The organism is Novosphingobium sp. Chol11, assembly GCF_945870625.1.
GTDB lineage: Bacteria > Pseudomonadota > Alphaproteobacteria > Sphingomonadales > Sphingomonadaceae > Novosphingobium.
In genome coordinates, this window is sequence record NZ_CAMBTS010000007.1 from 1 (window position 1) to 25,552 (window position 25,552).

Genomic DNA, 25,552 nt, shown 5'->3' on the forward strand with positions numbered 1-25,552 from the left:
GCTTGGTTTTCCCTTGGGTCGGCTGCGGCGAGTGCAAACGCTGCCGTGCGGACGAGCAGAACCTGTGCCTCACAATGCGGCCGATGGGCCTTGCCGTTGATGGAGGCTATGGCAGCCACGTCATCGTCTCCGACCCCAAGTATCTGCTCGATATCGATGGGCTCGATCCGGCGGTCGCCGCAACCTATGCTTGTTCAGGCGTGACTGTGTTCGGGGCAATCCGCAAACTCATGCCGCTCGATCCCGACGACACGGTCGTCGTGATAGGCGCTGGCGGGCTCGGGCTCAATGCCATCTCGCTTTTGCAGGCGCTCGGCCATGCCCGGATTTGCGCAGTAGATACCGGGTCGACCAAACTCGAGGCCGCGCTGGCACAGGGTGCGTCACGCGTCGTCCTATCCGATGGCGATACCGGATCAACCGTCGCGAAAATCACCGAAGCGTGCGGCGGCAAGGTCTTCTCGATTATCGACACGGTCAATGCCAGCTCCACCGCTGCATTTGCGTTCGACGCCCTTTCGAAGGGAGGCAAGCTAATCCAGGTCGGGCTGTTCGGCGGCGAGCTCAAGTTGCCGTTGCCGCTGATGCCGGCCAAAGCGGCCACGCTTCAGGGTAGCTATGTCGGCGGACTTGCCGAACTGAAGGAAGTGGTCGCGCTTGCCAAGCGCGGACTGATGCCCGACATTCCGATCACGCCGTGCACACTCGATGAAGTCAACGCCGCGCTTGAAAACTTGCGTGACGGGAAGGTCATCGGGCGGATGGTGCTGGTGCTGGACGACCCGGCCTAGCCGTCCAGCACACTATCCTTTCGGACGCTCGGAAATCAAACTGCCGGTGTCAGCGCCAGATCGCGCTCAACCGCTGCATCGTTGCCGATCCAGCAGCGCAGGACGTCCATGTATTCGAACGGGCCGCCGCCGTAGTTGCTGAGAAAGATCGAATCGCGCTCGTTCTTGCCCTCGTTGTTGTAATAGCCAGGGGTGCATTCACGGAAGAAAGTATCATCCTTCTGCGCCTTGTCTGCCAGAACTTCGAGCCAGCCCTGCTCTGCCGCATCGGTCACGTCGAAGTTGACACCGCGATCGAGGCAGCGTTTGACCAGTGCCGCGTAGTGTTCGGCCTGACGGCGGTTCATGAAGGTGATGTTCCAGGTGATACCGGACTGTTTGAGACCGCTTATGATAGCCATGTTCGGGAAATTGTGCACCAGCATCCCGTGGAGCGAACGGCGCCCGTCCGTCCAATAGTCTGACAGCGTCATCCCGCCGACACCGCGCATGTCGAACCCAGCGGTGCGATCGGGCGGTGAAGCCACCTCGAAACCGCTGGCATAGATGATGCAGTCTACGGGATATTCGGTGCCATCGAACATGATACCCGTCTCGGTGATCCGATCGAGACCGCGCCCCTTGGTGTCGATCAGGTTCACGTTGGGCCGGTTGTAAGTCTCGAAGTAATTGTCAACGAACAGCGGCCGCTTGCACATCCAGTTGAAATAAGGCTTTAGCGCCTCGGCCGTGTCCGGATCAATGACGATCCCGGCGATCCGGGTGCGCATAGCCTCCATCTTTTCGTAGTCTGCCTGCTGGCGCAGCGCGCCCATCTCCTCGGGCGTCTTGCCCTTGTACATGGCTTCAGTCATCTTGCCCCAGTTGCGGGTCCACCCATCCTGAATGAGATCGACCTCCTGCGGGATCAAGTTGACGAAGCCCTCGAAATTGAGTGCGCGTCGTTCCCACCAGCCGGGCTCCTGGCTATTCCACCAGTCAGGATCGGTCGGCGCGTTCTCACGGTCGTCAACTGCGGCGGGCGTGCGCTGCACCACATAGAGTTGCTGGCACCACTCGCCGAGGTGGGGAATGGCCTGCACCGCGCTTGCACCTGTGCCGATGATGGCGACCCGCTTGTCCTGAAGGTCCGTCAACCCGCCGGTGTTATCGCCCTTGGTATAGACGTAATCCCAGCGCGAGGTGTGGAAAGTGTGGCCCTTGAAATCACCAGCACCGAGGATGCCGGGCAGCTTGGGGCGGCTGAGGATGCCACTTGCCATGCACAGGAACCGCGCACGCAGTTCGTCGCCGCGGTCGGTCGTGACGATCCAGCGGCCCCGCGCCTCGTCCCACGCCGCACCGCTTACGCCGGTCTGGAGCAGTGCCTTGTCGTAGATGCCGGTCTGCCGGGCGATCCGCCGGGCGTGATCGAGTATTTCCGGCGCACGCGCATAACGCTCGCTGGGCATTTCGCCGTGGTCCTCGATCAGCGGCAGATAGCTGTAGGCTTCCACATCGCAGCGGCAGCCGGGATAACGGTTCCAATACCAGGTGCCGCCGACATCGCTGCCCTTTTCGACTATGCGGACATCAGTCACTCCTTCCCTGATCAGGCTGGTCGCGGCGAGCAAGCCGGAAAAGCCACCGCCAACGACCACGACGTCAAGGTCCTCGCTGATCGGCGCGCGCTCGAGCGGCTCGCTGACATAAGGGTCCTCAACATCACCAATGAACGGATGATCCACCGCGACATACTGATCATTGCCCTCACTCCGCAGCCGCCTGTTACGCTCGCCGAGGTACTTTTCACGAAGCGCGTCGTAGCTCCGTCCAACGGACTCGGTATCGCTCATGGTTCTCTCCCGATATCTGTGTTTGCCCAGTGCGGCGTGCCCAGAATGCTGTCTGCAATCAGCGCCTTGATTGTGTCGTCGTTGTATCCGAGTTCGGCGAGCACCGCGCGGCTGTGCTCCCCCAGCAGCGGCGGACGCAGCCGAAGCGCGGGACGCTCCCCGTCAGCACGCAGCGGCGTTGCAACGGTGCGGAAATCCCCGTCACGCAAGATCATGTCCGATGCTTCGGTCTGCGGATGGGCCGAAAGTTCACCCAGCGTGTGGACTGGCGAGCAGGGAATATCGCGCGCGCCAAGCGCCTCGAGCCAAATGGCACGGGTGCGGCCAGCAAGGATCTGGGTAACAATCGGCACCAACACCGCGCGGTGCAGGACCCGCTCGCCATTGGTGGCGAAGCGAGGGTCGGCGGCCAGATCGGGGCGCTCTACCAGATCGCAGAACAGTCGCCAGAACCCGTCGTTCGCGATGCCGAGGATGATCGGCGCGTCTGCGGTCGGAAACGCCTGATAGGGCACGAGCGATTCATGGCCCGAACCGGGCCGTTCGGGCTCGGTGCCTCGCACCCAGTAGTTCTGCAGAAAATAACCCAGAAAGCCGACAGCGGAATCGAACAGAGACACTTCGATCCGGTGGCCGTGACCCGTCCGGTCCCGCTGCATCAGGCTGCCGAGGATGCCGATCACGGCATGATAGCCAGTCGCCTGGTCGATCGGAGAAAACGGGGAGCGGGCGGGCGGGCCGCCCGGTTCGCCCGTCAGCGAAAGCATACCTGTGAAGGCCTGGGCAATTAGATCGTAGCCTTTGCCCTCATTCATCGGGCCGCGCGTTCCATAACCGGAGATGTTGGCATAAACTATACGGGGGTTGATCGCGGAAAGCCGCTCCCAGCCAATGCCGAGACGATCGGCCACACCGGGCCCGAAACTCTCGACGACAATATCCGCCTCGCGGACCAGCGCCTCAGCTACCGAAAGACCGGCGGGCTTCTTGAGATCGAGCGCAATCCCGCGCTTGTTGCGATTGACGGCGGTGAAGATCGCGCCGACCCCGCTTTCGAAAGGCGGCCATCCACGCGTATCATCTCCATGGAGCGGCTCAACCTTGACAACGTCGGCTCCGAGATCCGCTAGATACTGCGTACACAGCGGACCTGCGAGAATCTTGGTGAAATCGACCACGCGTTTTCCCTCCAACGGTCGAAATCCGTCGGGGAGCGACTCGATTGGTCGGGTTTGCGGGAATGTGTTCATGTTGTTATTTTCTATGGTCCAATAATTGACTTGTCTAGATGGTAGCGGTAGGATTTCGTATGACATCAGAAGTTTCGCCAAGCGGCACAGCCACCCAGGCCGATACGATGCTGGAGGGACTCGGCCGCATCAAGGTGCCCAAGTCGAGCGACGTCCTCGCCGACCGGCTCAGACAGGATATCCTGAGCGACGCTTATCAGCCGGGTGTAACCCTGCCCACAGAGCGTGAGCTGGTTTCGGCGACCGGACTGAGCCGGGGTTCGGTGCGAGAGGCCTTGCGCATTCTGGAGGCCCAGGGCCTCGTCCATACACGCGCAGGCCGATATGGCGGCACGACGGTCTCACAGCCGACGACCAATCAGCTCGCCAGCCACATCAATCTCTATGCCAAAGGCCGCAGCATTCCCTTGCGCGTGCTTGTAGAAGTGCGCCTTGCACTAGAGCCGATGGTCGCGGCCTTGGCGGCGGAGCGGCGAACCGAAGAAGATCTCACCACTCTGAGGGCCATCTCGGTGCGTATCGAGGAAGCGGCCAAGGAAAATGTCCCCATCTTCCTAGAAGAAAACGTGAACTGGCACGATGCCATTGCAGCCGCGAGCCACAACGATCTGCTCCACGCCTTCGCTACCTCCGTCAGCGGACTGATGTTCGAAGCTTCGCAGATCAAGGAATTCGCCGCGATCGAAGTCCGTGAACGGGTGATCTTGGCGCATGCCAAAATTTTGGAAGCCATCGAAGCAGGTGATGCAGCGTTGGCGCGTCGCCGCGTCGAACGTGACGTCCAGGCCTACGCAGTCATCCTTGAGGCAGCCTTGGCTGCGGCAGCGGCTGCTAGCGAAGACGCAACGGGCTGATGCATGACGGTTCCGGCTAGCGATACGCCATTGCCGGAACCCGCGCTGCGCCGCGAAACCCATTGGGGCCGCATAATGCGTTGCTATGCGCAGCGGCCGACCGATCTGCTGGGCCATTTCCGCGATGTCGTCGCAGCGCGGCCTGATGCCGTGGCAGTAGTGGATGGCGATCTAAGGCTTACTTATGCACAGCTCCAGCACGAAGCCGGTTCACTGGCCGCATTGCTGGCCACGCAAGGCGTCGGCACAGGCGACAGGGTAGCGGTCATGCTCGACAACAGCGCGGATGCGGTGCGCGCGGTACTCGCCGTGCTGCAACTCGGCGCGGTGCTCGTGGCCGTCAGCACGCGCTCGCGGGGGCCGGAGCTGGACTACATCTGCACCGACTGTACCCCTGCCGCGCTGGTGCTGGAGCCAAAGTTCGCCGATGTGGTGGCAGCCGCACCGTCTGCACCTGGCGCGCGCTTCGATATCTCCTCAGATGCATGGCGCACGGCGGTAAGCCAGCCGCAAGCGGCGCCAGAAGCGACATCGGTGGAGGAAGAGGCATTTTTCGCCATCCTCTACACCTCGGGCACCACGGGCCGCCCCAAGGGCGCGATGCTCACGCACCTCGGCGCAATCCATTCTTGCCTGCACTGGCGCGATGCCTTGGCACTTGGGGCTGAGGAGCGTTCGCTGCTCTGTGTGCCATGGGCGCATGTCAGCGGTCTGTGCGGCGTGCTGATGCCGATGCTCTATCTGGGTAGCACGCTCGTGATGCTCGCCGATTTCAAACGACGCGTGGCACTGGAACTGCTGGAGCGCGAGCGGATCACCCATGCGCTGATGGTGCCGGCGATGTACGGCCTATGCCTGCTGGAACCCGATCTCGCGGCCTTCGACTTGAGCACTTGGCGCATTGCAGCCTATGGCGGCGCGCCGATGCCGGAGCCGACGATCGCGCGCTTTGCCGCGGCCTTCCCCCAGCTTGCCATGTGCAACGCCTACGGCGCGACGGAGACCACCTCCCCCACTACGATCATGCCACCAGGCGAAGGCATCGAGCGCGCTGACAGCATCGGCCGCGTCGTGCGCTGCGGCGATATTCTCGTGATGGACGATGCGGGCCGCGAAGTGCCGCCGGGCATGGACGGCGAATTGTGGATCGCGGGGCCGATGGTGATCCCCGGCTACTGGGGCAATCCCGATGCCACCGCAGCCTCCTTCACCGGTGGTTACTGGAAATCGGGCGATATCGGCAGTGTGGATGCGGGGGGCTATGTCCGAATTGCCGACCGCAAGAAGGACATGATAATTCGCGGCGGCTTCAAGATTTATCCCGCCGAGGTCGAAAGCGTGATCGCGGGGCTCCACGGCGTGGTCGAAGCTGCGGTGGTCGGCCGCTCCGATCCGATGCTGGGCGAGGCGGTGATCGCTTTCGTCACTACCGAGGGCAGCGCCCTCAACCCGGCTGCAATCCGCGCATGGTGCGCCGAGCGCCTGTCAGACTACAAGGTTCCTGCCCACGTGATCATCGATACCGCGCCGTTGCCGCGCAATGCCAATGGGAAGATCCAGAAAGGCGAGCTGCGCCAGCGCGCGGCCCGGATCGGCGAGGCCGCCGCATGAACTTGCCGCCCCTCCCCCCGCGCACGCCGATTCTGGTCGGCATCGGCGTGATCATGCAGCGTGAGGAAGATCATACCAGCGCGCTCGAACCGATGGACCTGATGCTGGAGGCCGTGCGCGCGGCAGGCGAGGACTGCGGTGCACCGGAGTTGCTGGCGCAGCTTGGATCGATTGCCGTGCCGCGCGGGCGCTGGCGCTATCGCAACCCGGCGGGCGAGATCAAGCGCACGGTGGGCGCAGTGAACGCTACGACGATCGTTTCCAGTGTCGGGGTGCTGCAGCAGACGCTGATCGCCGATGCCTGCGCGGCGATTGCCGAAGGGCGGGTTGACAGCGCGCTCATTACCGGAGCGGATGCGGGCTACCGCATCCTGCGCGCGAAGATCAGCGGTGCCCGCGCCGAGGAACGCAATCAGGACGACGAACCCGACCAGCGACTCGAACCCAAGGCCGAACTGCGCCACGAGGCCGAAGTTGCTGCGGGGCTGGCCATGCCGGTAGGGCTCTATGCCGTGCTCGAAAGCGCGCGCCGCGCCGCCGCCGGCCTCAGCGTGAGCGAGCACCGCGACCGGATGGCCAAGCGCTATGCGCGGTTTGCTGCCATCGCCGCCGCCAACCCCGATGCTTGGAACCGCAAGTCACCGACGGCAGAGCAGATCCGTGATGACGGTCCAGGCAACCCGATGCAGGCCTTCCCCTATACCCGCGCGCATTGCTCGACGTGGAATGTCGATCAAGCCGCCGCGCTGTTGCTCTGTTCGGCGGAGAAGGCCGAGGCGCTGGGGATCGACCGCGCGCGCTGGGTTTTTCCGCTGGCGAGCGCCGAGGCGAACCATATGCTCGCCGTTTCCGCGCGGGCCGATCTGATCCGTTCGCCGGGTGCGGATGCTGCGGCGAAAGCAGTGCTTGAAGCGAGCGGCCTGACGCCAGCGGAGATCGACCTCGTTGAACTCTACAGCTGCTTCCCGGTCGCAGTGGATACCTTCGCCGATGCGGCGGGGATCGATGAGGGCCGCGCGCTGACGGTGACGGGGGGGATGCCTTTCGCGGGCGGGCCCTATAACAACTACTTCTTCCAGGCGACCGCGCGCACCGCGAAGCTGCTTCGCGAAGGCCAGGGCAGGACTGCGCTGCTTTCCTGCGTCTCGGGCATCATGACCAAGCAGGCCTTCGCGCTTTGGTCTACGGAGCCATCGCCAAACGGCTTTGTGCGGCGGGACGTGACCGCCGAGGTTGCAGCAAACGCCGCCGAACTCTCCGTTACTCTCGATTACACCGGTCCGGGCCGCGTGGCCGGCTATACCGTCGTCCACGAACGCGGCGCGGCGCCCAAAGCCATCGCGCTCATCGATACAAACCTTAGCACCCGCGCGCTCGTCACGTCAGAGGCACCGGACCTGATCGCGGCGATGCAGGACGACGAATGGGTTGGTCGGCGCATTATAGTCAAAGCCGGGCGGATTGCGGCATGAGCGCGGTGCCCGAAACCGCCGACGACGTTTGCGCACTGCCGTTGGTGCGGCGCATGGCGGCGCTGCTCAATCGCGATCCGCTGGGCCTTGCCGAAGGCGACCCGCTGCCGCGCGGCTGGCATGTCGCTTTCTTCAACCCGCCGACGCCACAGGCCGATTTGCGCTACGATGGCGCCGCGCACCTTGGCGTGACGCTGCCCGATCTGGGTATGCCGCGCCTGATGATGGGCGGGCGCAAGATCGATTTTCTAGGCGATATTTCCATCGGCGCGCATCTGAGGCGCAGCAGTCGCACCGCCTCGGTCACCGAAAAGAGCGGCAAGTCGGGCCGCTTCGCACTCATCGATATCGAGCACCGCATCACGCTCGAAGATGGCGATCAGCCTGTGATCGTTGAGACCAGCAGCTATGTGCTGCGCGAGGCCGAAACTGGCGAGATACCAGCCAAGCCCGCGCCGCCGCCCGCGCCAACGCCATTTCCTCCGGCCGACGTGACCTGCACTTTCGTTCCCGACGAGACCGTGCTGTTCCGCTATTCGGCGATCACCGACAACCCGCATCGCATCCATTACGACCTGCCTTACGCGCGGTCCGAAGGCTATCCGGCACTGCTGGTCAACGGGACGATCCCCGCAATGGTGCTCCTCGAAATGTTCCGCGCGCACGTGGGTGGAGAGCCTGCGTGCTGGCGCAGCCGCAATGTAGCGCCGATCCTGTGCGGGTCGGAACTGACGCTGACGCTGACGCGCGACGGCGATGAATGGTTGACGCGCGTCCTCACGCCCGGTGGCGTGCTGGCGCAGGAAGCAAGGGTCTGGCCATGAATGATGTTTCCCCCAGCCCGACGGCAAGTCAAACCCCGGCTCTGTGGCCCGGCGCGCTGGAAGAGGCACGCGAACTGATCGGGGTCGAGCTGCGCCGCACCGGCCAGCAGTGGAACACCGAAGCCTCACCCGATGCGGTGCGCCATTTTTGCTGGGGGCTTGGTGACGACAATCCGCTGTTTACCGATCCCGCCTATGGCGCAACCTCGCAGTGGGGCGGCGCACTCGCGCCCGGCTGCTTCCTCTACACGATCGACACCACCGTGGTCGCGCCCAAGCTGCGCGGGATCCAATGGCTCTATGGCGGCACCGACTTCGAATGGTACGAGCCGATCCGCCACCGCGACAGCTTCACGGTGAGCGCGAAATTACTTGATGCTGTGGAGAAGGCGGGCGGCAAGGCGGCCAAGTTCATCATCCAGACCGGCGAAACGCGCTACACCAATCAGCATGGCAAGCTGGTCTGCGTCGCCCATGGCCATACCGCGCGCACGGCCCGCTCCAAGGCGAGTGGCGGGCTGAGCTACGCCCCGCGCGAGACGCACAAGTATTCGCCCGAAGAGCTGGAAGCCATCGGCCATGCGATCGAGACCGAGGAACTGCGGGGGGCTGCCCCCCGCTTCTGGGAGGACGTCGAGGTCTGCAGCGAGATTCAGCCAATGCTCAAGGGCCCGCTCAACATCACCGACATGATCTGCTGGTATTCGGGCGGCGGGCACAGTTACCAATCGCACCGCCGGGCGCACATGCACCGTCGACGGCATCCGGCTGACTCCTACGTCAATCCCGAAACCGGCGCAGCAGACAGCGCCGCACGCGGGCATGCCGAAGCCAAGATGGCGCGGGAAGTGGGCATGCCAGGCGGCTATGATGTCGGCCCGCAGCGCATTTCGTGGATGGGCCAGCACATGACGAACTGGATGGGCGATAACGGCTTCCTGCGCCGTCTCAGCGTCTCAGTACGGCGGCCCAACATCTTCGGCGACGTTTCATGGTGCCGCGCTGAGATCGCCGACAAGCGCGTAGAGGACGGCGACCATGTCATCGATCTGGTGCTGCGCGTGGTGAACCAGCTGGGCGAAGTGACCGCCAAGGGCACCGCCACGGTGATCCTGCCGACGCATACGCCCAGCGCCTGAGCATTTTCTCCGCGCTGCAAAAAGGAGGGCCCCCGGCGCGAGCTGGGAGCCCTAATCATTTTGGCCGCCGGGCAGAGGAGTCCCCGGCGGCCTTTGGAAGATCAGTTCTTGATGCTAAGCGTGATGCCGTACGTCGCCGGCATCCCGGTGAAGCGCACCGTGGTATCCAGATAGTGCGCGGCGTTGGTCACGAAGTACTTGTTGAACACGTTCTTGCCCCAGGCGAGGATCTTGTAGCGCTTGTCGCCGAACTCGTAGCCGAGGCGCGCATCGACCGTGGCATAGGCCGGGATCACGAAGGGTTGGCCGATACCCGGCGCATTGCGATCATTTGCCAGTGTGCGGAACTGGATCGTGCGGCCATTGAGCGTGGAGACCGACGAGGACTGGCCGCGCAGGTCCGCACCGAAGATCAGCGAGCCGCTACCCACTTCGGCGCGATAATCAAGGTTAAGGCTGTAAGACCAGTTCGGCGTGAAGGGCAGTTCGCTGCCGGTGAAATCGCACGGCCCGGGCGCACCGGCGGCGGTGGTGCAGCTGTTGCCATAGGCAGTCGGGCCGACGAAGCGCGAGCCGTTCTTAGCGCGAACCTCGGAGTCCAGATAAGTCACTGATCCGCCTAGCGTAAGCCCGCGCGTCGGCCGCACGGTGAGTTCGGCCTCGGCGCCCAGCACCTTCGACTTGGGCACATTGATCAGCACGTCGAGGACGTCGAAGATCGGATCGACGACTTTGCCGCGGATCTGCTTGTTGTTGTAATCATAGTAGAATGCCGCAGCGTTAAGCTGAATCATGCGGTCCGCGAGCGAGGCCTTGAAGCCAGCCTCGTAAGAGGTGACCGATTCCTGCGTGACTGGGAAATAGGCCTTGAAATCGGCCGAGGCGAGGGTCGGGAAGCTGCCTGCTTTATAGCCGCGCGAGACGTTGGCGAAGAAGAGTGTGTCAGAATTTAGCTTGTAGTCGAGACCCGCGCGCCACGAGACGTTGTCCTCTGCCAGCGTGTTCTTGAGCCGCTCGCCCGGCACGCCCTTGGCATTGAGCACGTAGCAACCGTTCACCCCGATCGGTGTAAAAGGATTGCCCGAAAGCCCCCCGATGATGTTGAACAGCGTGGAGACGAGGCCGTCACCATTGCCCTTCGAGCACAGCTCGGCCTTGTTGCGAGAATTGGTATAGCGGCCGCCGAGCTTGAAGGTCAGCTTGTCGGTGAGCCCATACTCGGCGTTCGCGAAGAATGCGTAGTTGCGGATGCGCTGCAACACCTCGCTGCCGGTGGTGTTGATGAACAGCGTACCCGGTGCCGAGGACGAACCGTTGGCAAAGGTCAGGCCCTGGTCCTCGAAGGTCTTGCTGTTCTCATAGTTCGCGCCGATCACCCAACGCAGCGGGCCCTTGCCCGCACTGGCGAGGCGAAGTTCCTGGTTAAACGAGTGGATATTGGCAAGGCCGTCGCCGATATTGGCCACCGCCTGCGCGCTACCGTCCTTGTCACTGAAGAGGTTCTGGCGGAAATCGAGATATGACGTAATCGAGGTGAGCGTTGCAACATCGCCGAGATCAATATCCGCACGCAGAGCGCCCTGGATGAACTTGCGGTTGCTGCGCGGGCTCAGATCGCCGGTTGTCTGAGGCAAAATCGAGAAATCGCCTTTCGCCGGATCTTTGAACACGACATAGTTGGACGTCGTGGTCCAGTCGGCCGAGCGCGGATCGGTTGTACCGAATGGCGATGCCAGCGTCCCGGGTTGAACGGCAGCAGGATTTTGCGCACGCACGGCAATGAGTTGCGCAGCCTGGGGCTGGCTCTTGTCCTGCCAGGCGGTCAAGGTGGCACGCAGACGCACCGTCTCGGTCGGATTCGCGGTGAAAGTCAGGCGGCCAGCAATGTACTGCTGCTTGCCGTTGCGATCACCCGGACGGGTCAGACTGCGCTGCCAGCCATCGCTGTCCGCACCGGTGACCGCTAGCCGTACGCCAGCCTTCTCGCCCAGCGGCGCGCTGATAAAGGCGTTGCCGTTAATCGCATTGAAGCGGCCATAGCTGATATCCGCGCCATACGAGAGTTCGTTGGTCGGCTTGGCCGCGATGTAGTTGATCGCGCCGCCGGTGGCGTTCTGGCCAAACAGCGTGCCCTGCGGACCCTTGAGCGCTTCGACCCGCTCAAGGTCGAAGGCCGAGCGCAGGGTGAGCACAGGGAATGGCAGCGGGACTTCGTCAGTGTAGACGCTGACAGAAGGATAAACGCCAAGGCTCTCTTCGTTGAAGCCGATGCCGCGCAGGGTGTAAATCGGGGTGCCCGCGCCGCTTTCCGCGAACTTCAGGCCAGGCACTGCAGCAGCAATATCCTGTACCGACGTGATGCGGCGTTCTGACAGAGCTTCGCTGCCGATGGCGGTGACCGAGAGGCCGACGTCGTTGAGGTTCTGCTCTCGCTTGTTGGCCGTAACGACAATCGCCTGCGAATCGTCTTCCTGCGGCGCAGCCTGCTCGACTGCCGGCTTTTCCTGCGCTTGTGCCGGAGAAACCGCGGCTAGGCCCACTGCCATAGCTATCACACCGCTCCCATAAAATGCGCTCTTTGCCACCTTCATGCTCCCTCTCCCGTCCCTTCTGGGTTCCCGTTGGGGCCCTCTTTCACCAAAAAATCGGATTAGTCAATTGTAGGACCGTAGAATACACCAAAAAATCGGATTAGTCAATTGTAGGACCGTAGAATACTGAGTGAAGCGGACATCGGGCTTACGCCAACGGCGCTTCCATCATTCTACGGTAGGACCATTGACGTTTTAAACCTTTCAGGATAGCCAGAACCCATCGCGCCTCGAGGCGCGGAGCAGGAGGGGACCGTCCATGGAGACGCCGGACAACATGCCAGTCGCCAGTGCGCAGGCAGCGTTTGCGCCGCAAGGACCTGTCCTGCCTGTCGCGGCCACCGGATCTTTCGCGCCTGCCAGCGCCGTTCCCGGCCACCAGACCCAACTGACCGGGCCAACCAGAGTGGTGGCCATGCACGGAGGCACAACATGACGCAGTCGCAGCCCGTTCGTCCCACCCAGGTTGACGCTGTCATCGTGGGGGCTGGTTTCTCAGGCCTTTACGCGCTCTATAAACTGCGTGCGCAGGGCTTCACCACGCGCGTGTTCGATGCGGCGACTGACGTCGGCGGCACGTGGTACTGGAACCGATATCCCGGCGCGCGCTGCGATTCCGAGAGCCACTACTACTGCTATTCGTTCTCGGAAGAGATCCGCAAGGAATGGACCTGGAGCTGCCGCTATCCCGCGCAGCCCGAAATCCTCTCCTATCTGAACTTCGTCGCCGACAAGCTCGATCTGAGGAAGGATATCGAGTTCGGCACGCGCATTACGTCCGGAAAGTATGACGAGGGCAGCCATACTTGGCTGGTCGAGACCGACAAGGGGGAGACCGTGCAGGCGCGGTTCCTGATCACCGGAGTCGGCAACACCTCGACCCCGGCCAAGCCCACTTACCCGGGCCTCGAAAACTTTCAGGGTGAACTCTATCATACCGCCCTCTGGCCGCATGAGGGTGTCAATTTTTCCGGCAAGCGGGTCAGCCTGATCGGCACCGGATCGAGCGGCATCCAGTGCACTCCGCTCATTGCAGAGCAAGCAGAGCACCTCACTGTGTTCCAGCGCACCGCGAGCTACAGCGTGCCTGCGCGCAATTTCGAACTCACTGATGAAATGCGGCGCAAGCAGTTGGAAACTTACGACGATTGGCGCGAGCTTGTACTCGCATCGCCGATCGGCATGTCGTTCCCCGTGCCCACAAAATCGGCGATGGAAGACACCCCCGAGCAGCGCAAGGCCGTGCTCGACAAGCTGTGGGAAGTCGGCGGCTTCCGCTTCATGTTCACCGGCTACAACGACGTGATCACCAACCCGGAGACGAATAACGTGTTCGTCGAGTACATCACCGCCAAGATCAAGGAGACGGTCAAGGATCCGGCAAAGGCGGATGTGCTGTGCCGGTTCAACCATCCGGCTGCGACCAAGCGGCCGCCGCTCGACACCAACTATTACGAGACCTTCAACCGCGACAACGTCAGCGTCGTCGACATTCGGAGCGACCCGGTGGCTGGTGCGACCGAGGATGGACTGACGCTGACGAGCGGCGATCACTACAAGCTCGACGCGATCGTGTTTGCGACCGGCTTCGACACGGTGACCGGCACGCTGCTCAAGATGAATCTAACCGGCAAGGGCGGCCAGACGCTGGCGGACAAGTGGCAGGACGGGCCGCGCGCCTATCTGGGCCTGTGCCCGCAGGGCTTCCCCAACCTGTTCACTATCACCGGCCCCGGCACCCCGGGCACGCTGACCAACTTCCCCGGTTGCATCGAGCAGAACGTCGACTGGATCGCCGATGTGCTTCAGACGATGCGCAAAACTGGGGCGACCGAGTTCGAAGCGACCGCCGAGGCCGAGAGCAAGTGGGTGCAGGATATCATCGAGGCAGCGGACCAGACACTCTATCCGACGGTCGATTCCTGGTACATGAACTCCAACCTGCCGGGTAAGCCGCGTGTCTTCACCGCCTATCTGAACGGCATGCCCTCATACACTGCGGTCTGCGCGGAAGTGGCGGCAGATGGCTACAAGGGCTTCGAAATCCGCAACCCGGCCATGGCTGACGCGAACTGATACATAAAAACTGGGTGGATCAGCGATCCACCCAGTTTCCCCTCCCCATAGTCTTTGGCCCAGAACTATTGGCAGCCGGTGTCAGGATAGGACGCCGGCCGCATTCATTTTGGCGTAAGCCTCTTCCGAAAGGCCGAGCAGCCCCTGTAGCACCGCAACGTTGTGCTCGCCGATCACTGGCCCGCGCGTGCCGGTTGCGATTTCGACACCGCTGACCGTCCAAGGCGAGCGGAACAGGATTTCTGCCCCAAGACCGGGAATTTCGACCAGATCCGCCATGGCGCGCGCCGCGATCTGCGGATCTTGCCATAGCCCGTCGATATCATTGACCGGCGAGGCGGGAATGCCGGCTGCGCGCAAGGCGGCGACAAGTTCGTCGCAGTCCTGACCAGCCGTCCAGCCAGCGAGTGCTGCATCGAGCGCGTCGCGTGCGGCAATGCGCCCGGCGGCATTGGCATAGGTCTGGGCCCCTGCCCAACCCTCGCCGGCAGCGAGCGCGCCGAGAGCAGTCCAGTCCTTGTCATCGCGCACCGCAAGCGTCAGCCAGCGGTCGGCACCGGCGGCGGGGTAGATCCCGTGCGGCGCCATCGCCGGGTGCCGATTGCCCATCGGCGTCGGCTGGTGCCCTGCGATCTGCGCCTGCAGAGCATAGGGCGTGAGCGTCGCAAACAGAGCCTCGGTCTGCGAGAGGTCGATGTAGCACCCCTCCCCGCTCGCCTCGCGCCGCTCCAGCGCGGCGAACAGCGCGACGAGCGCATGGACCGCGGCATTGGGATCGCCGATCGCAAAGTTGAGCGCGCCCGTCGGCAGTTCACTAGGATAGCCGACCATGGATTCCAGGCCGACAAAGCTCGACATCGTCGGCGCATACGTCCGCATGTCGGAGGCCGGGCCGAACTGGCCTGCGCCGGACATCGCGAGCATCACGAGGCCGGGATTATCGGAGCGCAGCGTATCATAGCCGATGCCAGAACGCTCGACCGAGCCGGCGGACATGTTCTCCAGAACGATATCGCTGGTGGCGGCAAGCTGCTTGAGGACAGCGACACCTTCAGGCTGCTTGAGGTTGAGCGTGATGCCCAGCTTGCCCTTGTTGATCTGGTGGAACATCGGGGACATGTCCATCGTCTGCCCCTCGATGCGCTGGCCATCGCGGATGATCACGCCGGACATGCGCGCGTTGTCGGGCCGGGCGCGGTGCTCGACCTTGATTACTTCGGCACCGAGCTGCGCGAGCATGCTGCCGACCTGCGGTGCAGACCAGACCCAGCCGAGATCAAGCACGCGTAAGCCCGCGAGCGGCTGCGTACCGCCTGCTGGGCGCGAAGGCGCGGCGCGGGAGAGCATCTGCGGGGCAAGATCAGCCCCTTGCGCATCACCGCGCGCTGCCGAGGCGCGGAACGGGAGGCCAGGGCCTATCAGGGTGTGGTTCTCGAACGTCCATTCGCGCAGGAAATCGCGGTGGGCGAGTTGCGGGGTCGCGAGCACTTCGGCGAGATCGCGCAGGGGGGCGATGGTCAGCTTGAAGCGGTCGGCGATGGCCTCGATCTCGGCCTTGGTCTGCGTCGCAAGCCAGGGCATGACGAGGGCGTCAACTTCCTCGGGGTATTGCTGGCCCATCGCGCGCAGCTTTTGGTAGCGCGGCTCCTGCGACCAGGCCGGGCGGCCCATCGCCTCGACAAAGCGTTCCCACTCAGGCCGGGTGCGGCCGGAAAGGCAGACGGCACCATCGGCGCAAGGCAGGATCACGAAGGGATAGGCCCCGCCCGAGTCCGCCGCGCGCCGGCCCTCCCGCCGCCAGGTCATGCCGTGGTGGATGTAGAACCGGCAATTGACCCCGACATAGTGCGCCAGCACGTCTGCCAGCGCTATATCGACGATGCGCCCCGTGCCATCAAGCCCCGGCCCGGCACGGCGCGCCATGAGGCAGGCCGCGGCAAGGTGCGCGCCGGCCTGGCAATCGAGCACCCCGGGCGGGATAGAGAGCGGCGGCCGCCCCGGCTCACCCAATGCCCAGCTGACACTGGCAACTGCCTGCGCATCGAGCGGTACGGCGGGAACGGTGGCAAGCGGACCAGTCAGTCCGAACACGGTGGTGACGCCGAACACGGTCGCTGGCTGCCGCGCAGCCATATCCGCCAGTGTGGCTCCGGCAAGAGCTTCCAGCCGCGCGGGATCATCGGTGATGATGAGGTCGGCTCCAGCCAGGGCCGCAGCCATGGCTTCAGGCGAGACCTTGCGCTTGGCCTTGGCATAATACGCAATTGCCAGCGCGAGCGGATCGGCATTCTCCTCGGGCGCAGGGCCCGCGAGGGTGAGCACCTCGGCTCCCATGTCGCCCAGCAACCAGCCGCAGTAGGCGCCGGCAATGCCGCTGCTGACTTCCAGCACCCACAACGGTGCGCCTCCCTGACCCGTGTTCATTGCTTCTCTCCGCAAGTCAGCGCTGCGACTTCGTCTTCACCCATGCCAATCTCGCGCAGCACTTCGGCGGTATGTTCACCCAGACGTGGCGCGGGCCGCGCCCAGGGCACCGGCTGGCCGTCGGCCATCCACGGCAGGCGCACATGCGGCACGCCGTCGAGGTCGAGGAAGGTCTGCCGTTCGGCGACAGCTTCGGAGTGGACTGATTGCTCGAGCCCCGCGACCGGCGTGACCGGTACGCCTGCTGCGCGGAACTTCGCGACCCACGAGGCGACGGTTTCGCCCGCGAGCCGGTTCACGATTTCCTGCGTGAGCGCGTCATTGTTGGTGGTGCGGTCTGGGACGGTGAGGAAGCGTGGATCGGTTACGAGTTGTTCGGCCCCCAACACGCCCGCAACGCGTTCCCACAGGCGCTGGTTGGGTGCGGCGATCATCAGGTCGCCGTCGCTTGCGCTGTAGACTTCATAGGGCGCGGCGATCGGATTGCCCGAACCGGCGCGCTTGGGGCGCTTGCCTGTCACCAGCGCAGAGGTTGCCTGATAGGGGATGAGGTTGAACGCAGTGTCCATAAGCGCGGTATCCATGCGCTGCACCGCGTGGCCCCGGTGGCGCGCGAGCGTGGCGGCGAGCACGCCCATCGCGATCCACTGCCCGGTGCCGAGATCGACAACCGAAGGCGCGCAGCGCACCGGCGGCGCGCCTTCATGCCCGTTCATATGCATGATGCCGGTGAAGGCCTGCACCAGCGGATCATAGCCCGGCAGACCGCTGCCCACAGGCCCCGCACCGAATGCGCTTAAGGCATAGTACAGAATGTCCGGGTTCGCAGCGCGCACCGCCGCCTCGCCGATGCCGATGCGTTCGGCGACGCCCGGGCGCATCGACTGGAGCAACACATCGCAAGTTCCCGCGAGCTTTACAGCCGCGATGCGCCCCGCGTCGGTACCGAGATCAAGCACCACGCCGCGCTTGCCCGCATTCATGTGGCGGTGAACAACGCCGACTTCATCGACCATCGGCGGCCATTGCCGCGCATCGTCCCCCCCCGGCGATTCGACCTTGATCACGTCGGCGCCGAGTTGCGCGAGGATCATTGTGGCGAAGGGCCCCGCCATGTTCGTCGAAAAATCGACGATCCGGATTCCGGACAGCGGGGTTAGCCCGCCGCCGGGGGCGCCACCCCCAGCAACTGAAGAAACTGCCGGATCAGACATTCGCACCCTCTAGCATATGCAACCATCCTATTGTAGGACCATAGAGATGAAGGGTCAAGCTGGCTGGAAGGACATGGGCCATGAATGCCGCAGAAAGTGCCATCGCGGAGCGGAAAACCGCGGCAGAATGGACTTTCGCCGATGTGTGGGAAACCATCGCGGAGGCAATTCCGGACCGCACCGCACTGATGCACGGCGATCAGCGCATCACCTGGCGCGCGTTCGACCGCCGCGCCGATGGGGTTGCACGCGCCTTGCTCGACGCCGGGCTGGGACCGCAGGACAAGGTCGCGCTCTATCTGCACAACACCCCGGCCTACATGGAAACCGCCTTCGCGGCGTTCAAAGCCGCGCTGGTGCCGGTGAACACCAACTACCGCTATACCGGCGATGAGCTGGTCCAGCTTTGGACCAATGCCGATGCTGCAGCGGTGGTGTTTCACGCGAGCTTCCTCGCGCAGGCCGAGGCGGTGCGGCCACTCTGCCCGGACGTTCGCACCTGGATCTGGGTGGACGACGGGACAGCCCCCTGCCCCGACTGGGCAATGCCATATGAGGATGCCGCGGGCTCGGCCTCGGCCCGCACGGTTCCCCCAGGCGGGCGCAGCGGCGATGACCAGCTGCTGATCTACACTGGCGGCACAACTGGCCTGCCGCGAGGAGTGATGTGGCGCCAGCATGACATGTTCCTCGCCTCCAACACCACCAATGATCCTGTAGAGGCCGACCACGACCATGTCCGCGCGCGGATTGCCGAGGGCGCCGCGCCGGTGGGCCTGCCCGCCGCACCGCTGATGCATGGTACGGGCTTCGTGTTTGCTGCGACGATCCTCAACCGCGGCGGCACGCTGGTTACGCTGCCGGGCCTTTCGTTCGATGTGGCAAGCCTGCTCGATACGATGACGCGCGAGGGCGTGACCGACCTGTGCATTGTGGGCGATGCCTTTTGCCGCCCGATGGTCGACGTACTGGAAGCTACGCCGAAGCGCTGGAATCTTGAGAAGCTCAAGGTTGTCTCCTCCTCGGGCATGGCGTGGAGCGCGAGCGTAAAGGAGCGATTGCTCGTCCATGCCCCGGGCGCGCTGCTGATCGATTTCCTCAATGCGAGCGAGGCCAGCGGCATGGGCCGCTCGCTTACTTCAAAGCGCCGGGCGGCAAGCGGCGCGCGCTTCCAACTGGGCAAGAACGCCTGCGTAGTTGACGACGCAGGCGACCCCCTCGCCCCCGGCAGCGGCGTGATTGGCCGCCTTGCCGTGCGCGGCCATATTCCGATCGGTTACTACAAGGACCCGGCCAAGACCGCAGCGACGTTCCCGGTCGTCGGCGGAGTGCGCTATTCGGTGCCGGGCGATCTTGCCACGATCGAGGCTGATGGGACGATCACGCTGCTCGGGCGCGGTTCGACCTGCATCAATACCGGCGGCGAGAAGGTTTTCCCCGAGGAAGTGGAGGACGCAATCAAGACGCATCCCGGCGTCGCGGATGCGCTCGTCGTCGGTCTGCCGCACGAACGCTTTGGCCAGATGGTGGCAGCAGCGGTCGAATGGTCGGTGGGTGCCATTGCCGACGAGGCTGCGCTGATCGAACATTTGCGCACCCAGCTTGCCGGGCACAAAATTCCAAGGGTCGTGCTCCCGGTCGAGTCGCTGGGGCGCGGTCCCAATGGCAAGGCCGACCGGCCCGGCGTCACCAGCCGCATCGCGGCCTGGCTGGCAGACAAAGAAACGGAGAGGACAGCATGACCGACAGCGAACCCCACGTTCTTTATGCAAAGCGCGACGGCATCGCCTATGTGACGATGAACCGGCCGGCGAAGCGCAACGCCTTCTCGCCCGAGATGCTCGTTCGGCTGTGCGATGTCTGGAAGGATGTTGCCGAAGACCGGGAGATCCGCGTTGCGCTGGTGACGGGCGCTGGTGATCAGGCGTTCTCCTCAGGCGGCGACCTTGGGATAACCATCCCACTTATGATGCGCACGCGCCAACCGGTGGGTGAATGGGAAGAACGTTTCGCGGCAGACCGCAAGCAGCTCTACCGCGCGATCCTGCGCGGGGCTTCGTTCTTCAAGCCGGTCGTCGCCGCTATCAATGGCCATGCCTTGGCCGGCGGGGCAGAGTTCGTGCTCGCCACAGATATCCGCGTCATGTCGAGCGAGGCGACCATCGGCGTCACTGAAGTGCGGCGCGGATTGATTGCGGGCGGCGGCTCGCTAGTGCGGCTCGCGCGGCAGGTGCCCTGGGCCATGGCAATGGAGCTCGCGCTCGTCGGCGAGGCTATCAGCGCCGAGCAGGCGCTCGGCATGGGCCTCGTCAACCGCGTGGTGCCACCAGATCAGGTGATGGCAACGGCCGAGGAACTCGCGCGGCGCATCAGCCTCGGCGCGCCGATGGCGCTCGCCAAGACCAAGGAGGCGATGGTGCGCTCAAACGGCCTTTCCTTCGACGAGGCTTTCGCCATCGAAGCGCAGTGCACCAAGGACAATGCGGCGACCGAGGACGCCAAGGATGGCCCGCGCGCCTTCATGCAGAAGCGGCCCCCGGTATTCACCGGTCGCTGACCCCAAAGAAACCAAGGAGAGGATAGCCCCATGCGCGGAATCGTTTTCACCGGCGACAGCACGCTGGACCTAATAGAGTTTCCCGATCCCACTCCGGCCCCGCGCGAAGTAGTGCTGGAAATCAAGGCTTCGGGAATGTGCGGCAGCGACCTCAAGCTCTATCGCCCGCCAGCGGGCGCGGCGTTCAAGGCGCTCGGGCTCAAGGACAGCGGTGAGCCGGTGATCGCAGGGCACGAGCCGTGCGGCGTGATCGCAGCGGTGGGCAAGGATGTCGATCCGCGCATCGCCCGCGTGGGCGACCGGGTAACGCTGCACCACTATCAGGGCTGCATGACTTGCGCCGAATGCCGTAGCGGCTGGACCCAGATGTGCGAGCGCACCGCGGTGATCTATGGCGTGACGGGCCACGGCGGCCATGCTCCCTATATGCGCGCGGCGGCCGAGACAGTGTTTGCGCTCCCGGAAGAAGTTTCCTTCTCGACGGGCGCTGCAATCAGCTGCGGCACGGGCACGGCCTATGGCGCGCTGCTGCGGCTCGACCTTTCGGCGCGCGATACCATCGTGATCGTGGGCCAAGGGCCTGTCGGGCTATCCGCCACGCAGTTCGCCTCGGCGATGGGTGCGCGGGTGATTGCAGTCGATGTCAGCCCCGAGCGGGCAGCGGCAGCGAAGGACTTTGGCGCGACGCACGCGATTGACGCGAGCTTGACCGATGCGGTCGAGGCGGTGATGGCGCTGACGGGCGGCAAGGGCGTGACCAAGGCGCTCGATACTTCGGGCGTGCAGGCAGGGCGCATGGTGGCGGTGAAATCCGCCGCGCGCTGGGGTACGGTCTGCCTTGTCGGCGAGGGCGGCGAGATGACTCTCAATGTCAGCATCGACGTGATCCGTAAGCAGCTGACAATCGTCGGGTCATGGACGGTCAACAGCGCGAAGCTGGCGGACTGCATCCGTTTCATCGCTGATCACGGGATGGAGGTGGACAAGCTGTTCACCGACCGCTGGCGGTTCGACCAAGCCGAAGAGGCCTACAAGGCGTTCGACAAGCAGGCGGCAGGTAAGGGCGTGTTTCTGAACTGAGCCCGCAAAAAGGCCCGGCGGTGCTTACCCGCCGGGCCATCAGGCCAAAGAGCCCATTGCCAGCCCTCAGGCCAGATTCATCCACACTGTCTTGGTGTAGAGGTATTCCTCGACGTGGCGGCGGCCGCCCTTCACGCCGTAGCCGCTCATGCGGTAACCCTCGGACTGCACCGTGGTTTCGGTCGTGCCATAGCAATTAACCCACATCATCCCAGAGCGCACATCACGCGCCACGCGGTGCGCGGTGCCGACATCGCGGGTCCAGACCGCGCCGCCGAGGCCATACTGCGTGTCGTTGGCGAGGCGGACAACCTCCTCCTCGCTGTCGAAGGCGATGACTGAGGCGACAGGGCCGAAGATTTCCTCTTGCGCGGTACGCATGTCATTTCGCATACCCGCGAGCACCGTTGGCGGCACGAAGAAGCCGGCCGCAAGGTCGCCAACAAGCCGCTCGCCGCCCGACATGACCTGCGCGCCTTCTGCGCGGGCGAGATCAAAGTAGCTCGAGACAGTGGCAAGCTGTTTGCCCGAGACGAGCGGGCCGAGCTGAGTCTGCGGATCAAGCGTGTTGCCCACACGGATGGTCTTGCTGAAGGCGGCGAGGCGCTCAACGAACTCGTCGTAAATCGGCCGCTGCACGAACAAGCGCGTGCCCGCGTAACAAATCTGGCCACTGTTGTTGAAACAGCCCATGCCTGCGCCCGGCACAGCGCGTTCGAGATCGGCATCAGCGAAGATGATATCGGGCGACTTGCCACCAAGCTCGACCGCAACGCGCTTCATGTTGCCCGCCGAGGCCTCGACGATGCGGCGGCCCGTCGCAGTGGAGCCAGTGAAGGCGATCTTGTCGACGTTCTGATGTGCGGCCAGCCGGGCGCCTGCGGTGGAGCCCAGGCCGGTGACGACATTAATCACGCCGTCGGGCAGTCCCGCCTCCTGCATGATTTCGGCAAATCGCAGCACACCGAGCGAGGCATCCTCGGCAGGTTTGAGCACAAGCGTGCAGCCGGTCGCCAATGTGGGGCATATGCTAAAGAGCTGCGAGATCAGCGGCCCGTTCCACGGGATGATCCCGCCGACCACGCCGATGGGCGCGCGCAGCGTGTAGCTGAACATGTCGCCTGGGAAGCTGTTGTGCGGCGTTTCGCCCGCCAGCGCTACGGCCTGTCCGCCATAGAAGCGCAGCGCCTGCACGATCCAGCGCTTGTACGTGCTGGTGCGCGCGATCGGCGCGCCCATGTCGAGCGTCTCCAGCACGCAGAGATCGTCGAAATGCTTCTCTACAGCGTCGGCGATGGCGAGCATCAGCGCCTGCCGGTCGAACGGCTTGAACTTGCTCCACGGCCCCTCGAAGGCCGCGCGCGCAGCGGCGACCGCACGGTCGATATCTTCCGCGCCGCCTTCGGCAAGCTGTGCGATCACTTCGCCGGTGGCGGGGTTGACGCTTTCGAAAGTGCGGCCCGAAAGTGCCTCGACCCACTGGCCGCCAATCAGCAGGCGTTTGGGCCTTCCATCGAGAAAGGGGTGTGCGGGCGTGCTCATGCGAATATCATCTCCGCTTTGATCGGTTCATCAGCCTTTACAATATCTGCCCCCACCTGCACGAGACAGGACGGGCAAGCGAAACGGCGCAGAACGATAGGCTCGTCGCAGAAATGCGCGGGATCGACGTTGGAGGGGATCGCCGTCGCCTTGGTTTCCTCCATCAGCGCAGCGGCCTTGTAGTCGCCCGCATAGCCGCAATAGCGGTGGCCGCAGCGATCGCAGGCAAGGACGCGCTCGCCGTCTTGATCGACCGCAGCGATATAGGCGTGGACCCGCCGGGGCGGCTCGCCGGTAGCAGGTGTGTGCGGCGAGGCATCGTTGATGCCCGAGACCTTCCACGCTGCACGCTGGCTGCGCAGTTCGGCGCGGAGCGAAGCCGTGCCCGCCGCATCGGCGCTGCCATCATCGCGAAGGGACACGCCATAGATCTCCGTTGCCGCCGCGAGCGAGGTGTAGCCGAGCGACACGTCGCGCGCGACCCGCGCCGGATCGCGTTCCAGCGGATCGCCATAGCCGCCGCCGCCGCCAGTGCGGATTTCCATGACATCGCCCGCATCGAGCGGCGCGCCGTTGGACTTTGCGCGCAGCGACACGACGGAATCGGATTTCAGTTCATAGATGCTCGCCGGAACCGAGCGGGCCTCGGCGCGTTCGAGCAAATCGGTCGCGTAGTAGACGAGGTAATGGCTCGCCGGTGCGGGCAAACCGCCGAACAGGCCGCCGCAGTTCTGCGCCGAGATGCACTGACCGCCCGAATTGGTGACGACCGTCATCGAGGCGGCGCGATAGGGCGTGATCGCCGAGCGCATGCCGTTTCCGCCGCGCCATTCGCCCGGACCGCCGCCATCGGCGTCTTCCTTGCGGTAGAGGAACAGGAGCGGAAACCACTGCTCGATCTGCTCGACATTGAGTACCATGGAGAGCGGGCTGAAAGTGGGGCCGCTCGAATCCACGCCATCGCCGAACGAGCGCGCGCCCGAACCGCAGCCGAAGGAATCGAGGATAGCCTGGCCGAAGTACTTGCCGCGATCGTCGAAGCCGATCAGCACTGGCAACATGAAATCGCCGCAGGGCGCGACGAGATCGGACCGCAAATCATCGCTGCAGGCCATCATCCGCGAGAGGATCGATTGCACCGCGTTCATCATTGGAATGGCTTGGAGAATGCCGCCGCTGACCGCCGTCGGATAGTCGCAGCACATCAGCAGACCCGGCGTCAGGTCATAATCGATCTGCCGTTCGCACCCGCCGTAGGCAAAGAGCTGCGAATAGAGCATCGAAATGGAAATGATTCCGGTGATGCTGCCGGAAAACGAGGTAAATGGAATGCCGTTCGTGCCCGGCGTCTGGGCATCGGTACCGACATTGTTGATCGTGATCCGGTCGCCCTTCTTGGTGACCGTGAGTTGAGTGCGCTGGGTAGTGCGCTGACCCGGCAGGGCTTCATCGAGATAGCGGATCTCGGTCCAGGTCCCGTCCGGCACCTTGAGCAAGGTCTGTCGGAAGCTTTCCTGCGCCTGATCGAGCATGTGGCGCATCGCGGCCTTGACCGTCTTCGCGCCGTAGCGCTTGCACAAGCCGATGATCTGATCGCGAGCGAGAACGACACCAGCGATCTGCGCGCGCAAGTCGAGCGCCACCAGATCAGGCATGCGCGATTGGCGCAGATAGAGCGCTTCCATCTCGGGCCGGATCTCGTCGTTCTCGACCATCTTAAACGGAGTCAGCACGACGGGATCGGCGTAAACGTCCTCCGCGTTCTGCGGCCAGCCACCGGGTACGATGCCGCCGAGGTCATACTGGTGACCGGCGTTGGCGACCCAGCCGAACAGTTGCCCGTCGACAAAGATGGGCGCTGTGAACATTACGTCCATCTGATGGCACGCCGCGATCCAGGGATCGTTGCAGCACCAGATATCGCCCTCGGCGATGCCGGGCTTACCGCTGTGCGTTTCCAAAATGTAGCGGATGCCGAGCGGCGCACCGGCATTGAGGAACTGCACGTAGGGTGCGTTGACGACGACCTCTGCGTCCTCGGTGAGGATCGACATGTTGAAATCGAGCGAGGCGAGCAGCGGCGAGCCCGATATGCGGGTAATCGTGTCGCCATGTGCGAGGTTGATCGTCCAAAGCTTCTGCCGGATCACCTCAAACGTGACGGGATCGAGGTTCTCGTCATAGTCGGTGTGGAGCTTCAGGCTCGGTGAAATCCGTGACGCCCAATCGGGCTTGGGCCGATAGCTGTGCGTCTTGCCGTTCCAGTTGATCGGAGCTTGCTGGGTCTGCATG

The 25,552-nt window shown here is 63.9% G+C and carries 17 protein-coding genes; 10 read left to right on the forward strand and 7 right to left on the reverse strand.

Features of this window, described 5'->3' with window-relative positions; translation table 11 throughout:
* The coding region (locus Q0O40_RS02270) for a zinc-binding dehydrogenase (protein ID WP_295525666.1) at positions 1–791 on the forward strand (791 nt) is incomplete at its 5' end.
* Positions 792–826: 35 nt separating this feature from the next.
* Here Q0O40_RS02270 and Q0O40_RS02275 read toward each other — a convergent pair.
* Both Q0O40_RS02275 and Q0O40_RS02280 read right to left on the reverse strand, forming a co-directional pair.
* On the reverse strand, positions 827–2,626 hold the full coding sequence (locus Q0O40_RS02275; RefSeq protein WP_295525669.1) for an NAD(P)/FAD-dependent oxidoreductase: 1,800 nt from the start codon (positions 2,624–2,626) through the stop codon (positions 827–829).
* Entirely contained in the window at positions 2,623–3,957 is a 1,335-nt protein-coding gene (locus Q0O40_RS02280; protein ID WP_295525671.1) for a CoA transferase, read from the reverse strand. The genes Q0O40_RS02275 and Q0O40_RS02280 overlap by 4 nt, the downstream gene beginning before the upstream one ends.
* A 26-nt stretch (positions 3,958–3,983) precedes the next feature.
* On the opposite strand from Q0O40_RS02280, the gene Q0O40_RS02285 reads away from it, so the two are divergent.
* From Q0O40_RS02285 to Q0O40_RS02305, 5 genes are read left to right on the forward strand one after another with little or no spacing between them, the layout of a single operon-like run.
* Positions 3,984–4,730: a FadR/GntR family transcriptional regulator gene (locus tag Q0O40_RS02285; RefSeq protein WP_295525672.1), complete on the forward strand. Its 747-nt coding sequence runs from the start codon at positions 3,984–3,986 to the stop codon at positions 4,728–4,730.
* Positions 4,731–4,733: 3 nt separating this feature from the next.
* Positions 4,734–6,341, forward strand: coding sequence for a class I adenylate-forming enzyme family protein (locus tag Q0O40_RS02290; RefSeq protein ID WP_295525674.1), 1,608 nt, complete (start codon positions 4,734–4,736; stop codon positions 6,339–6,341).
* Entirely contained in the window at positions 6,338–7,813 is a 1,476-nt protein-coding gene (locus Q0O40_RS02295; protein ID WP_295525676.1) for a hypothetical protein, read from the forward strand. The genes Q0O40_RS02290 and Q0O40_RS02295 overlap by 4 nt, the downstream gene beginning before the upstream one ends.
* Positions 7,810–8,637, forward strand: coding sequence for a hypothetical protein (locus Q0O40_RS02300; RefSeq protein WP_295525678.1), 828 nt, complete (start codon positions 7,810–7,812; stop codon positions 8,635–8,637). The genes Q0O40_RS02295 and Q0O40_RS02300 overlap by 4 nt, the downstream gene beginning before the upstream one ends.
* On the forward strand, positions 8,634–9,776 hold the full coding sequence (locus Q0O40_RS02305; RefSeq protein ID WP_295525680.1) for a MaoC family dehydratase N-terminal domain-containing protein: 1,143 nt from the start codon (positions 8,634–8,636) through the stop codon (positions 9,774–9,776). The genes Q0O40_RS02300 and Q0O40_RS02305 overlap by 4 nt, the downstream gene beginning before the upstream one ends.
* A gap of 101 nt (positions 9,777–9,877) precedes the next feature.
* Here the strand turns inward: Q0O40_RS02305 and Q0O40_RS02310 are convergent, their stop codons facing one another.
* Positions 9,878–12,322 (reverse strand): TonB-dependent receptor, encoded by a 2,445-nt coding sequence (locus Q0O40_RS02310; protein ID WP_295525682.1) that lies wholly within the window; start codon positions 12,320–12,322, stop codon positions 9,878–9,880.
* 477 nt (positions 12,323–12,799) lie between these two features.
* Here Q0O40_RS02310 and Q0O40_RS02315 point away from each other — a divergent pair, with 477 nt between their 5' ends.
* On the forward strand, positions 12,800–14,443 hold the full coding sequence (locus tag Q0O40_RS02315) for an NAD(P)/FAD-dependent oxidoreductase (RefSeq protein ID WP_295525684.1): 1,644 nt from the start codon (positions 12,800–12,802) through the stop codon (positions 14,441–14,443).
* 81 nt (positions 14,444–14,524) lie between these two features.
* Here Q0O40_RS02315 and Q0O40_RS02320 read toward each other — a convergent pair whose 3' ends face one another.
* Together Q0O40_RS02320 and Q0O40_RS02325 are read right to left on the reverse strand one after the other, a co-directional pair.
* A complete protein-coding gene (locus tag Q0O40_RS02320) occupies positions 14,525–16,867 on the reverse strand; it encodes a CoA transferase (protein WP_295525687.1) in 2,343 nt (780 codons plus the stop codon).
* Entirely contained in the window at positions 16,864–18,081 is a 1,218-nt protein-coding gene (locus Q0O40_RS02325; protein ID WP_295525689.1) for a CoA transferase, read from the reverse strand. Before Q0O40_RS02325 ends, Q0O40_RS02320 begins: the two co-directional genes overlap by 4 nt.
* 80 nt (positions 18,082–18,161) lie before the next feature.
* Between Q0O40_RS02325 and Q0O40_RS02330 the strand changes: the two genes are divergently transcribed.
* From Q0O40_RS02330 to Q0O40_RS02340, 3 genes are read left to right on the forward strand one after another with little or no spacing between them, the layout of a single operon-like run.
* Positions 18,162–19,823 (forward strand): acyl-CoA synthetase, encoded by a 1,662-nt coding sequence (locus Q0O40_RS02330; protein WP_295525691.1) that lies wholly within the window; start codon positions 18,162–18,164, stop codon positions 19,821–19,823.
* Positions 19,820–20,638 (forward strand): enoyl-CoA hydratase-related protein, encoded by an 819-nt coding sequence (locus Q0O40_RS02335; protein WP_295525694.1) that lies wholly within the window; start codon positions 19,820–19,822, stop codon positions 20,636–20,638. The genes Q0O40_RS02330 and Q0O40_RS02335 overlap by 4 nt, the downstream gene beginning before the upstream one ends.
* Before the next feature lie 30 nt (positions 20,639–20,668).
* A complete protein-coding gene (locus tag Q0O40_RS02340) occupies positions 20,669–21,718 on the forward strand; it encodes a zinc-binding dehydrogenase (protein WP_295525695.1) in 1,050 nt (349 codons plus the stop codon).
* A gap of 66 nt (positions 21,719–21,784) precedes the next feature.
* Here Q0O40_RS02340 and Q0O40_RS02345 read toward each other — a convergent pair whose 3' ends face one another.
* Both Q0O40_RS02345 and Q0O40_RS02350 read right to left on the reverse strand, forming a co-directional pair.
* Complete coding sequence (locus Q0O40_RS02345; protein ID WP_295525697.1) at positions 21,785–23,260, reverse strand: aldehyde dehydrogenase family protein; 1,476 nt, start codon at positions 23,258–23,260, stop codon at positions 21,785–21,787.
* On the reverse strand, positions 23,257–25,551 hold the full coding sequence (locus tag Q0O40_RS02350) for a hydantoinase B/oxoprolinase family protein (RefSeq protein WP_295525699.1): 2,295 nt from the start codon (positions 25,549–25,551) through the stop codon (positions 23,257–23,259). The genes Q0O40_RS02345 and Q0O40_RS02350 overlap by 4 nt, the downstream gene beginning before the upstream one ends.
* Position 25,552 lies beyond the last annotated feature (1 nt).